Source organism: Streptomyces sp. NPDC043867 (assembly GCF_056435845.1).
The window spans coordinates 79,677-90,167 of sequence record NZ_JBWKDS010000010.1 but is presented as its reverse complement, the minus strand read 5'-3'; the positions used below and the strand labels follow the sequence as shown (position 1 = coordinate 90,167).

Annotated in this window: 11 protein-coding genes; 4 read left to right on the top strand and 7 right to left on the bottom strand. The window is 73.2% G+C overall.

The annotated features are described in order from the left end of the window. Positions 1-109 precede the first annotated feature (109 nt). Complete coding sequence (locus AC069T_RS12670; RefSeq protein ID WP_478782725.1) at positions 110-502, bottom strand: rodlin; 393 nt, start codon at positions 500-502, stop codon at positions 110-112. A 249-nt stretch (positions 503-751) separates the two neighbouring features. Here AC069T_RS12670 and rdlA point away from each other — a divergent pair, with 249 nt between their 5' ends. The 3 genes from rdlA (at position 752) to AC069T_RS12655 (ending at position 2,526) form a co-directional block, all read left to right on the top strand. After that, positions 752-1,144, top strand: coding sequence for a rodlin RdlA (gene rdlA, locus AC069T_RS12665; RefSeq protein WP_478782724.1), 393 nt, complete (start codon positions 752-754; stop codon positions 1,142-1,144). A gap of 229 nt (positions 1,145-1,373) precedes the next feature. Continuing rightward, positions 1,374-1,631 (top strand): chaplin, encoded by a 258-nt coding sequence (locus AC069T_RS12660; protein WP_478782723.1) that lies wholly within the window; start codon positions 1,374-1,376, stop codon positions 1,629-1,631. 103 nt (positions 1,632-1,734) lie between these two features. Next, positions 1,735-2,526, top strand: coding sequence for a chaplin (locus AC069T_RS12655; RefSeq protein ID WP_478782722.1), 792 nt, complete (start codon positions 1,735-1,737; stop codon positions 2,524-2,526). 45 nt (positions 2,527-2,571) lie between these two features. On the opposite strand, the gene AC069T_RS12650 is transcribed toward AC069T_RS12655, so the two are convergent. Then, positions 2,572-3,837 carry an FAD-dependent oxidoreductase gene (locus AC069T_RS12650; RefSeq protein WP_478782825.1) on the bottom strand — a complete coding sequence of 422 codons (1,266 nt, stop codon included), beginning with the start codon at positions 3,835-3,837 and terminating at the stop codon, positions 2,572-2,574. Next, positions 3,837-5,138 carry a carboxylate--amine ligase gene (locus tag AC069T_RS12645; protein WP_478782721.1) on the bottom strand — a complete coding sequence of 434 codons (1,302 nt, stop codon included), beginning with the start codon at positions 5,136-5,138 and terminating at the stop codon, positions 3,837-3,839. Before AC069T_RS12645 ends, AC069T_RS12650 begins: the two co-directional genes overlap by 1 nt. A gap of 170 nt (positions 5,139-5,308) precedes the next feature. Between AC069T_RS12645 and AC069T_RS12640 the strand changes: the two genes are divergently transcribed. After that, positions 5,309-6,676, top strand: a complete 1,368-nt coding sequence (locus AC069T_RS12640) for a glycoside hydrolase family 26 protein (protein ID WP_478782720.1) — start codon at positions 5,309-5,311, stop codon at positions 6,674-6,676. 64 nt (positions 6,677-6,740) lie between these two features. Here AC069T_RS12640 and AC069T_RS12635 read toward each other — a convergent pair whose 3' ends face one another. The 4 genes from AC069T_RS12635 to AC069T_RS12620 all read right to left on the bottom strand — a co-directional run bounded on the left by AC069T_RS12635 (position 6,741) and on the right by AC069T_RS12620 (position 10,442). Then, entirely contained in the window at positions 6,741-7,832 is a 1,092-nt protein-coding gene (locus tag AC069T_RS12635) for a GNAT family N-acetyltransferase (RefSeq protein WP_478782824.1), read from the bottom strand. Between the two features lie 119 nt (positions 7,833-7,951). After that, the gene (locus tag AC069T_RS12630) at positions 7,952-8,620 is read right to left on the bottom strand and encodes a YveK family protein (protein WP_478782719.1); all 669 of its coding nucleotides are present in this window, start codon (positions 8,618-8,620) and stop codon (positions 7,952-7,954) included. Further along, a complete protein-coding gene (locus AC069T_RS12625) occupies positions 8,620-9,750 on the bottom strand; it encodes a glycosyltransferase (RefSeq protein ID WP_478782718.1) in 1,131 nt (376 codons plus the stop codon). Before AC069T_RS12625 ends, AC069T_RS12630 begins: the two co-directional genes overlap by 1 nt. After that, a complete protein-coding gene (locus tag AC069T_RS12620; protein ID WP_478782823.1) occupies positions 9,750-10,442 on the bottom strand; it encodes a polysaccharide deacetylase family protein in 693 nt (230 codons plus the stop codon). The genes AC069T_RS12625 and AC069T_RS12620 overlap by 1 nt, the downstream gene beginning before the upstream one ends. Positions 10,443-10,491: the final 49 nt, after the last annotated feature.

Below are 10,491 nucleotides of genomic sequence, written 5' to 3'. Positions count from 1 at the left end.
AGGGGGAGGGGGGAGAGGAAGGAGGGGGGAAAAGGAGGAAAAAGACACGACAGCCCCCCCCCCCCCCCCCCCCCCCCCCCCCCCCCCCCCCCTCGCCGCGCCCGGAGTGTCAGTTCTCGCCGTTGGCGGACAGGATCGACACGTCCTCCAGCAGGTGCGCCAGCGCGCCGTCGCGCTTGGTCTGCGTGGAGTTCTCCGTGCACTGCTGGTTCAGGTCGTCCGAGAGGATCGGGACGTCCTGGATCGGGATCAGGTTGACGATCGGAACGTTGATGTCGTTCAGACCGATGCAGGGCTTGTTGAAGGAGCCCTGGATGAGCGCCATCTGCGGGCTCATGTTGCCGTACGTGGCCGAGTTGCCGAAGCTCTGCATCGCCGCGTTGCCGTTCGCGATGGCCGGCCCGTTGTCGTCACCGATCGCCATCGCCGTCGGAGCCGCGGATGCGGAGGCACCCACGACGGAAGCGGTGATCGCCGCAGCGGCAAAAACCTTCTTGATCACTGGCCAGTCCCTTCTTAAGAAACCCCGTCCACCGGAGCGCCATGACCAACTCCGTTTGGCAAGGATGGTTTCTCCCGTTCACCCGCACGGCCGATACCCCACGCGTGTGCCGACCCGCTGAAACCCTTGATTTCTCGTCCCTGTCGCGCACTCGTGGGGGCCAACCGGGTGAACGCCCGCAACTAATCCTGTGACGGCGGGTTGATGAGGCAGTACGACAGTGCGTCGCTACGAGGAAAGGAACACGAAGTGCTCAAGAAGGCTATGGTCGCCGCGGCGGCCGCCGCTTCTGTGATCGGTATGACGGTGGCGGCTGCTCCCCAGGCCCTTGCCATCGGTGACGACGCCGGACCGTCCGTTGCCAACGGCAACGGCGCGACGTCGGCTTTCGGCAACTCGACGACCAAGGGCGACATGAGCCCGCAGCTGTCGCTGGTCCAGGGCACGCTCAACAAGCCGTGCCTCGCGCTGGATGACGTCAACGTCGCCGTCCTCAACCTCGTCCCGATCCAGGACGTCCCGATCCTGTCGGACGACCTGACTCAGCAGTGCAGCGACAACTCGACGCAGGCCAAGCGGGACGGCGCCCTGTCGCACGTCCTCGAGGACATCTCGGTCCTGTCCGCCAACAGCGAAGGCTGAGACGCTCCCGGTGCGGCCCGGGTTGCCCGCCACTCTCCGTGCGGGCCGCCCGGGCTTTTGCCCACGTGCATCCCACCGGACCCGTCGTTTTCTGTGCGGAGCGTTCGAGTGAATTATCAAGCGGCTTTCGTTCCGTAGTTTCTTCGGACCTCCGTCCTCGTTCACCGCATGCAGGTCGTGCTGCGAGCCGTTTCCCAGATGCTCGCTCGGTTTCGGCCGGCACAGGGGCATGACCGCAGAGAAGGGAAAGCACGTGAATTACAAGAAGAGCGCAGCTGTCGTCGCCGGCGCCATCATGGCTCTGGGCATGGGCGCCCCGGCCTTCGCCGACGCCGACGCGCAGGGTGCCGCCATCGGGTCCCCGGGTGTCCTGTCGGGCAACGTGGTCCAGATCCCCGTGCACATCCCCGTCAACGTGTGCGGCAACACGATCAACGTGATCGCTCTGCTGAACCCGGCGTTCGGCAACACCTGCGTCAACGCCTGACGTCGGAGCGCACCAGCCGCCCGGCCCGGTCACGCCGGCCTTGGATGACCTTCACGGTGCCAAGGCCGGCTTTCCCACTTCTACCAGCAGGAAGACAACGACATTGCGACAGACTCTGAGCAGGGGAATGGTCGTGGCCGCGGCCGCGACGGGCATCGTGTCCATGTACGGCACCCCCGCCTTCGCGGACTCGCATGCGGGCGGAGCCACGTCGGACTCGCCCGGTGTCGCGTCGGGCAACAACGTGTCGGTGCCCGTGCACGTGCCGGTGAACGCCTGCGGCAACTCCGTCAGCGTGGTGGGTGCGTTGAATCCAACTTTCGGCAACTCGTGTGCCAACATCTCCGCTCCCCGCGGTGCGCACGGATCCCACGGCGCTCCTCACCGGCCCTCCCACCACGGCGGGGGCTACGGCGAGGGTGCCGGGTACGGGGACGCGCCGGGCTCGCACGGGCACTCCGGCTCCTCGGCGCACGGCGTCGCGCAGGGTTCGCCCGGCGTCGGCAGCGGCAACAACGCCGAGGCCCCGGTGGACGTACCGGTGAACGTGTGCGGCAACACGGTCGACGTGATCGCCCTGCTGAACCCGGCGTTCGGCAACCGCTGCGGCCAGGAGGCCGGAGGCACCCAGCCGCACCGGCACCCGCACGACACCCACCCGCACATCCCGTCCGAGCGGCCGCCCGGTGACTCGCCGGTCACGCCTCCCGAGCACACCCGGGCCCAGCCGCCCGCCGACACGCCGGAGGGCCCGGGCGACTCCACCCACGGGGCCTCGTCCTCGCTGGCCGAAACCGGAGGTGAGGGCGTGCTCGCCGCCGGGGCCACCGGTGCCGCGCTGCTGATCGGTGGGGCCGTCCTGTACCGGCGAAGCCGAGTGGCGTCCCGTCGGTAGGTGCTCTTGGGTGCCGGACGCGCCTGCCCGGCACCCAAGCCCGTTTCACCGCCCTGCCGTGTCCAGCGCCCCGTCCGGCAAGCGGAGTGCGGGCGCCGGGACCCGCCCGTCCCGCGGCCCCGCGTGCAGCCGTCGGCGCACCCCGCGCACCAGCGTGCCCGCCGTGAACGAGGCACCGTGCACGAAGCGCATCGCGGGCCCGAAGCCGGCCGCCGTCACCAGCCCGGCCATGAAGAGCCCGGGAACCGACGACTCGAAGTCCCGCCCCACGTAGGGCGATCCGTCCGGCATCGTCTCCAGGCCGCCGCGGACGTCGTCCGCCAGCAGCCCGAGCCGTTCGCGGCTCGCCCGGAACCCGGTGGCCGCGATGACGTGCTCCGTGTCCAGGACCGTCAGCTCACCGGTCCGGCTCACCGTCTCCAGGCGGACGCGCCCCCTGGCGTCGTGCGCCGCCGCCACCTCCCGCCCCAGCAACACCTCCACGGCCGGCTCCACCCGGTCGCGCACCCACCAGGCGCCCGCCGGGCCGAGGGCCGTCGCCGCGACGCGGGCGCGCGTCGGCGCCGGGAGCCGGCGGAAGAGGCCCGGACGCTCGGCGTAGAACCAGTTGCGCCAGCCGCAGCCGAGGCCGCTGTGCGGGGCCCGGAGCGACTGCCACAACGGGCGCTCCCAGGGCGGGGGCACCTCGTTCCAGCGCAGCCGGTCCGCGCGGGCCAGCACCCGCACCCGGGTGCCCTGTTCCGCCAGGAGCGCCGCCGTCTCCAGCGCCGCCTGGCCACCGCCGACCACCGTGACGTCCCGGTCCCGGAACCGGGCGAGGTCGCCGTGGTGGCTGCTGTGCGAGACGTACTCGGGGTCCAGGTGGCGCAGCGCCGCCGGGATCTCGACGAACGGCAGGACACCCACGGCCAGGGCCACCGTCCGCGCCCGCACCACCTCGCCGTCCTCGGTGACCGCCTCGAAACCCCCGGGGACGGTGTGGACGCGCGTCACCGTGCGCTCGTCGACGCCGGGCACGCCGTGACGCGCGAACCACAGGCCGTACGAGGCGAACATCTCCACGGGGATCGGCTGCCCGTGCCCCGCCCGCACCCCCTGCCCGGCGCAGTACATGTCCAGCCGCAGCCGGCCCTGCGGGTCGGAGAGATTCGACGCCCACGGCTCGGACTTGAGGAACATGCCGCGGGGCATGTGGTCCCGCCACGACGCCATGGGTCTGCCGAAGACGCGCAGGCTCAGACCGGCGGCCGCGGCATGGGAGGCGATGGACAGGCCGTAGGGACCGGCCCCCACCACCAGCAGGTCGTACATCAGCACGTACTCGCTTTCTCGTCGTCGGCCGGCGGACGCGCGTCGCACACCGGCCTCACGTCATCGGACAACGGATTCCTGGTGTCCGGCGGTCGCGCGGGCCGGGGGAGCCGTGGTGCGGTCGCGGTGCCCGGCGCCCGGTCCAGCAGGCGCGCCGCCACATGGCGGGACCACAGGGCCCACAGCGCGATCCCGGGTGCCAGGTCGTCGCGGGCGTGCCAGGCCAGCTCCCGCCCGCCGGGCCGCGTACCGAGCGCGGTCAGCGGGGCGTAGTTCTCCGCGACGAACGTCCGCCCGGGCCGCGGCGCCGGGTCCGGCAGCGGACGGTGCGTCAGGTCCAGGTGCAGGGCACGTACGACGTCCAGGCCCGAGGCGTCGGTGAAGAGCCGGAACTGGGCGCCGGGGCGGGGATTGAAGTCGAGCAGGTGATAGCGCCCGGCCGCGCCCTCCCGGCGCAGGTCGAGATCGAAGATGCCGCGGTAGCCCAGTTCCCCGGCGAGCCGCTCGGCGAGCTCCTGCACCCGCGGGTTCGGCATCCACTGGCCGACGGCGGTCAGGCCCGCGCCCCGCGGCTGGGCGCGCAGCTTGCGGCCCGGACCGCCGGCCCGCACGGCCCCCGACCGGTCGGCGTACCCGTGGAAGAACCAGTCCCGGTCCGGCCCGGGCGGCAGAAAGGCCTGGAGCAGCAGCCGGCTGCCCGCCTCCGCCGACCGCAGGTACAGCGTCTGCGCCTGCTGGGCCGAGTGCACGATCACCGTGCTGCGCAGCCCGGTTCCGGCCGGCACCAGCCACGGGCGGCTCCACTTCGCCACCACGGGCATCCCGAGCCGCCAGGCCGCCGCCGCCGCCTCCGCGGCACTGTCCGGGACCAGCGTCACCGGGTGGGCGATGCCCGTACGGGCGCACAGGCCGGCCAGTTCCGCCTTGTCGGCGACGGACTCGGCGAGCGGGCCCGGCTGCCGCGGCAGCAGGTAGCCCGGTGTCAGTTCCTCGCGCAGATGGCCCACCGCGACGGCACTCGCGTCGTCCATGGGGATCAGGACGGCGGGACGCGCCACACGCCGGGCCACGCGCAGCAGTGTGGCGGCGATGTCGCGGCGGGACGCGCCGGGCGGTGGCGGCGGATGCAGCTCGGTCACAAATCGCGACCTGCGTACGGGACTTCCGGCGCAGTCGGCGACCACGTGCACGTCCACACCCGCACGCCCGAGGGAGCGCACCGCGCCCAGTGTTCCGTGATGAAAGGGATTCCGGTCGATCCGCAGAAGAACGGCGGGGACGCGGCTGTCGAGAAGCGACACGGGCATTTCCTTCAGTTCGGCTCACCCGTGCGGGTGATCGGAGCACGCGAATTCCGGCACCTCGGTTGGCGGAATTCGCATTTATATGACTGAGTGTCAGTGGATGGACCAGCGCATGACGGCACAGCTCGCCGGAGAGACAGCGGAGAAGCGTGGAGAGAGGAGCAGGTATGGCCGCACAGCAACGACGGCCCCGGGCCGGACGGTCGGCGTTCGTCGCGGCCGCGATCGTCGCGTCGCTCGCCCTGGCGTCGGGACCGGGACACGCGGTGGGCGCGGGGGCACGAGGGGCCGCCGAACCCCCGGTGCCGGAACCCGCCTCGGCGACACCCGCCCCGACACCACCCGCCGCGGAACCACCCGCCGCGGCGCCGGCGCCCGCCGCCTCGGGCCCGGTGACGCTTCCCGCGCCCGCCACCCCGCCGGTCGGTCCGCCGCTCACCCCGCCACCCCTCCCACAGAGCGGGACGACCGCGCCCTCGGAGCCGAAACCCGCGGCTCCCCGGCCCGCCTTCGGCGCCTACCTCGACTACGGCCCCCGGGGCGTGGCCCGGATCGCCCGGTTCAGCGAGTGGCTGGGCGGCGCCGAACTCCGCGTCGCCCACACGTACCTGCCGGGCGATCTCTGGAGCAACATCGAGGGACCGCCCGGCTTCCTCGACGCCTGGGCGGACTGGCGCCGCGAGAAGGCCGACCGGCTTCTGGTCCTCAACGTCCCCATGATGGAGCGCAACGAGGGGCACGTCTCCGACGCCGAGGTGCGGCGACTGCTGGCCGAGGGCGCGTCCGGCGCCTACGACGAGCACTTCCGCGTGCTGGCCGAACGGCTGGTCGCGCTGGAGGTGCCGGACACCGTCGTGGTGCTCGGCTGGGAGATGAACGGCATCACGTACACCCATCGCTGCGGTCCCGATCCGGAGGCGTGGAAGAAGTACTGGAACAGAATTGTCACGACCATGCGTTCGGTGCCGGGCCAGAAATTCCGGTTCGACTTCACTCCGAACCGTGGCCGGGACGCCATTCCCTGGACGCAGTGCTATCCCGGGGACGACACGGTCGACATCATCGGTATGGACGCGTACGACCAGCCGCGGGGTATGTCATTCGACGAACAGGTGACGGAGCCCTACGGCCTTCAGGCGCACGTGGATTTCGCGAAGGCCCACGGCAAGCCCATCTCGTATCCGGAATGGGGACTCTTCCGCAACGGCGACAACGCGACGTACATGAAGCGCATGCTCACGTGGATGGACGAGCACCAGCCGCTCTACCACACCGTCACCGACTACTGCCCGCACGGCGTGTGGCAGTGCGACGACAACCCGAAGGCGTCGCAGGTCTACCGGGACATGCTCTCCGGCCGCACCGATCCGGCACCGGAGCCCACCGCACCGCCGACGAAGACACCCCCGACGGCCCCGACTCCGACTCCCGGGCGTCCGGTGAACTGCTCGCCGGTGGAGCTGGGCGACTGGGTCGAGTACTGGATCGGAGGCAAGCTCTGCCTCCGCTTCGACTGGTGGTCGCGCAACCGGTGACCGCCGGGGGAGCGCCCGCCGGGCGCTCCCCCCGTGGGGCGACTTCCGGACGGTGGCGCTTCGTTCAGGACCCGTCGCCACCGCGCTCCCTCCAGCGGTGCACCAGGTCCCGGCAGAGTCCGCGGGCTGCCACACCGGCGGCGACCACCGCCAGCAGCGGCGCCGTACGACGGCGGGCGAGCAGCAGTCGCTGGTTGACGACCGTCTCGGGCCGCCAGCGGTGCTTGTACGACTCGGCGCCGCGCAGCAGGCTCAGCACCTGCCGTTCGCCGCCGACCGACTGCCGCGCGGTCGCGTCCAGCAGCATGGTGGCCACGTCCGCCTTCCGTTCGCGCAGCCGCGGATCCGAGCCGTACAGATAGCCGCCCGCGAGCCGCCGCGACAGCAGGGTGAGATCGACCGCCACGACCTCGCCGTCGAGCAGGAACTCGGTCACCAGCGCGTCCCCGGAGCGGACCATCCGGCTCACCGCCCGCACCAGGTGGGTGCGGAACCGGGGCCGCAGGTGCTCGGACGTCACCCTGCGGCCCTGCCACTGGAGCCGGTGCAGCTCCAGCAACCGGTTCAGTGCCGCCTCCACGCCGTCGTGGCCCACCACGCGGTGCCGGACGCCGAGGGCGGCGAGCTTGCGCAGCTTGGAGCGGGCCCGCTGGGCGCGCGAGGGCGGCAGCCGGTCCAGCAGCTCCTCCATCGGCAGGGCGGGCAGCTCCATGCAGACCGAGTCCCGCTCGCACCGCCGCGGTCCGCTCCACTGCTCGTAGAACCGCTCGGCCGCGCCGCCCGGACGCACCTCGCGGAAGTCGATCAGGGCGGTGCGGGCGGCAGCGGCGAGCCCTTCGGCGAGCGCGGACGCCGCCCGGTCCGCGTGCTCGTCGTCCAGCAGCACGTCGGCGTAGTCCGAGATCGCCCCGCCCAGCGGTACGAGGACGGGCAGCGGCCGGCGTACGCGCATCAGCGGCGCGACGGCGCGCAGCTCGCCGCCCTCCCGGACCACGACGAGCCGCAGCGCGCCCGGGGTGCCGTACGAGAGCCACCAGGAGTGCAGCCATGCGTGACTCTGGAACGGGGTGGCCGCCGAGCACCGCCGGTACAGCCGCTCCCAGGCCGGGCCCAGCTCCGCGAACTCGTCCGCGCCGGTGACCAGTTCGGCCGCCAGAGTGCCGCGGGTGCCGCGCTCGGCGCCGGTACCCGTGGTGGGCGCCGGGCCCGGGACGATGCCCGGAACCGGCCCTGTGGTGGTCCCGTCGGCCGCGACGCCGGCGGCCTGCCCGGTGCTCACAGCTGTCCGTGCGCGTCGGCGGCGACGGCCGGGCTCGGCACGGACGCGGCGCGCGCGGCGTCGTCCGCCGCCCGCCGGGGCCGGACGAGCAGCGCGAGCCCGCCCAGCAGCCCGCCCGCGGCGGCGCCGACCAGGCCCGTCACCGCGGGCGACGCCGAGGAGGCCTCGGCCGGCTTCACCGCGCGCGAGAACTGCAGCAGTTCCACGTGCGTGCTGCCCTTGGTGTCGTTCGCGTGCCGGGTCAGGGAGCGCGAGACGGCGTTGGCCATGTCGGCGGCCAGGTCCGGACGCGAGGAGGTGGCCGTCACGGAGACCATCGGGGCGTCCGGCGAGGTCGCGGTCCGCACGCTCTCCCGGAGCGTCCTGACCGGCACCCCGGCCCACACCTGGGCGTCGCCGAGCACCGCGAGCTGCGTGGCGACCCGGCCGTACGCCTGCGCGAAGCCGAGCGCCGACGCCGGGTCCGCCTGCCCGGCCGGTACGACGACGACGTAGCTGGTCGCCGTGTACGTCGCGGGGGTCAGCACGCCGTACGTGCCGCCGGCCAGGGCGCCGAGCAGGGCGCCGCCCGCGAGCAGCGCCCACGCCGGCAGGGCCCGGGCCCGGGACAGGGCCGGGCCGGGCCGGGCGGCCGGGCGGTGGGAGCCGGTGTGGTTGTCGGTCATCAGGAACTCACTCCCAGAGAGGTGCGGGACACCGCGGCCGCGTACACGTCCATGAGCTGGGCGGCGCTGCGGGTGATGCAGTAGTGGTGGGCGGCCTCGGGCGCCGTACGCGGCCGTGGGCCCTCGGCGCGGACCTGATCCAGCGCCCGGGCGAACGACTCCGCGCCGCCCTGCACCCGCCGTGCGCCGAGCGCCGCGCCGGGCGGCAGGTCCTCGATCGCCGGGCAGGACACGTACAGCACGGGCAGTCCGGCGGCCAGGGCCTCGACGACGGCGAGCCCGAACGCCTCCTCCGCGCTCGGCGAGGCGAGCGTGTCCATCGCCGCCATCAGCGACGGAAGGTCGGCACCGGGGAAGCCGCCCGTGGGGCGTTCGCCGGTGAGCAGGACACGGTCCGCCACGCCCGCGCGCTGCGCGACGCGCCGCAGGACGCTCTCCTCCGCGCCTCCGCCGACCAGCAGCAGCCAGTAGTCGTCGGGGAGCCGGGCGAGCGCCCGGACCAGGACGTCGAAGCGTTTGCCCGCGGTGAGCCGGCCGACGCCGCCGACGACGTACGCGCCCGCCGGCAGCCCGAGCCGGCGGCGGGTGCGTGCGCGCAGCACCGGGTCGAAGCGGAAACGGCTCACGTCGATGCCGTTCGGCACGACCTCGATGCGCGGCCCCGGCACACCCCAGCGGCGCAGCCGGTCGGCGACGGTGGGCGAGACGGCGACGGTGGAGCTGCCGAGCCGTTCGCTGGCGAGGTACAGGGCGCGGACACCCGTGCTGAGCGCCCGTCCCTCCATCTGCGAGTCGCCGAGGGAGTGCTCGGTGGCCACGACGGCCCTGACTCCCGCGAGCCGGGCCGCGATCCGGCCGTACACGCAGGCCCGGTAGAGGTGGGTGTGGACGAGGTCGTAGCCTCCCGCCCGGATGATCCGCACCAGCCGGGGGAGTGCCGAGAGGTCGCGGTTGCCGGTCATGCCGAGGTGGATGACGCGGACACCGTCGTCGGCGAGACCGTCGGCGACGCTGCCCGGGTTGGTGAGGGTCACCACGTCGCAGTCGACCGGCAGGTGCCGCAGCAGCAGGCGCAGTTGCTGTTCGGCGCCGCCGACGCCGAGGCCGGTGATGACGTGCAGGGCCTTCATCAGACCCCCTCGGCGGGGCGGCGGCGCAGCCGGTGGAGCTTCAGCTTGAGCAGCAGGCGCACGGCGGTGTCGTTCTGGCCGACGTGGACGCGGGGCAGGGCGAAGGGGCCGGTCAGGGGCCCGGGGTCGATCGCGCAGGCGTAGCGGTAGCCCGCCGCCCGTACGGCGTCGACGGCCCGCCGGTCGACCGTGCCGTACGGATAGCAGAACCCGTCGACGGGAGCGCCGATCAGGTCCGAGAGCAGCGCTCGGCTGTCGGCGACCTCGGCGTGCAGGAGCGTGTCGTCGGCCCGGGTCAGATCCACGTGGGTGAGGCCGTGCGAGCCGATCTCGATGCCCTCGGAGGCGGCGGCGACGCGGATGCCCTGCTTGCCGAGCAGCGGCTTGCGCGGGCCGAGCGGGTCCCACGCGTTGTCGCCGTCCAGCCGGCCGGGCAGCACGAAGAGGGTGGCCCCGCAGTCGTGGCGCCGCAGCAGCGGCAGGGCGTGCTCGACGAAGTCGGCGTACCCGTCGTCGAAGGTGAGGCCCACCAGGCCCCGCCCCTCGCCCCGGGCCCGGGCCGCGATCAGTGCGCCCATGCTCACGCCCCGCAGTCCGCTCCGGCGCAGCAGCCCGAGCTGGCGGTCGAGGCGGTCGGGCGAGACGGTGATGCGGTACGGGTCGTCGGAGCAGTCGCCCACGGAGTGGTACATCGCCACCCACGGGGGAGTGCCGGTGTGTCTGGAGGCACGTCGAACTCGT

Coding starts and splice junctions, on each gene's coding strand:
- AC069T_RS12640 (WP_478782720.1), top strand. CDS start 5,309: ATGGCCGCACAGCAACGACGGCCCCGGGCCGGACGGTCGGCGTTCGTC.
- AC069T_RS12620 (WP_478782823.1), bottom strand. CDS start 10,442: ATGTACCACTCCGTGGGCGACTGCTCCGACGACCCGTACCGCATCACC.
- AC069T_RS12625 (WP_478782718.1), bottom strand. CDS start 9,750: ATGAAGGCCCTGCACGTCATCACCGGCCTCGGCGTCGGCGGCGCCGAA.
- AC069T_RS12660 (WP_478782723.1), top strand. CDS start 1,374: ATGACCGCAGAGAAGGGAAAGCACGTGAATTACAAGAAGAGCGCAGCT.
- AC069T_RS12630 (WP_478782719.1), bottom strand. CDS start 8,620: ATGACCGACAACCACACCGGCTCCCACCGCCCGGCCGCCCGGCCCGGC.
- AC069T_RS12650 (WP_478782825.1), bottom strand. CDS start 3,837: ATGTACGACCTGCTGGTGGTGGGGGCCGGTCCCTACGGCCTGTCCATC.